This is a genomic window from Kordia sp. (assembly GCF_050633145.1).
Taxonomy (GTDB): Bacteria; Bacteroidota; Bacteroidia; order Flavobacteriales; family Flavobacteriaceae; genus Kordia.
In genome coordinates, this window is the sequence record NZ_JBOEFY010000101.1 from 1 (window position 1) to 607 (window position 607).

At 34.8% G+C, this 607-nt stretch carries 1 protein-coding gene; it reads left to right on the forward strand.

Annotated features, from left to right (window positions below; genetic code table 11):
* Positions 1-125 precede the first annotated feature (125 nt).
* On the forward strand, positions 126-607 hold a 482-nt coding region (locus tag ACRBBL_RS27205), incomplete at its 3' end, for a phophatidylserine decarboxylase associated domain-containing protein (RefSeq protein WP_431372262.1).

Sequence of the window (607 nt, forward strand, 5' to 3'; positions counted from 1 at the left end):
ACATTACTAAGTACAAACACCTATTTTTAAAATCTGATATTTCCACGCTAAAAAGTATCATTTAGTTATGGCATATTTACAATTTACCCTAATTGGGTGCGTAAACTAACCTAACCTTAAACAGCATGAAATTATCAAAGAATAATGCAGCATATATGCCTGTAACCAACAGAATGGGAAACTGGCTTCCAACCAAAAAAGATGCAGCAGCTTGGCTTGAAAGAACTAAAAAAGAAGCAAAAAAGAAAAAGCTTAAACTCGATCCTACGATTAAGAGTTTTAAAAAGTTGATAGAAACCGATCCTATCATCAATATGTACTTCACACAAATGTTTCAGCAACAACCAAAATTTGCGCCGCCAGCAGGAAGTGGTGACGTAAAAATTAAGAATTACCAAGAAATGTTGCTCATCATGAATCATGTGTTAAAAACTGCTCCAGAATACAATACAACTGGAATGGTTGGTTTTCCTATCAATGCAATTCTCGATTTTCCAATGATTACACCAGCAGGTTTGGCTGCCTTTGCAGATGCAAAAGTGAATAGAGCTTTGATGAGAATCTTAAAAAAGTGGCAGAAATATTTAGACACTCCCGATTCTTTATA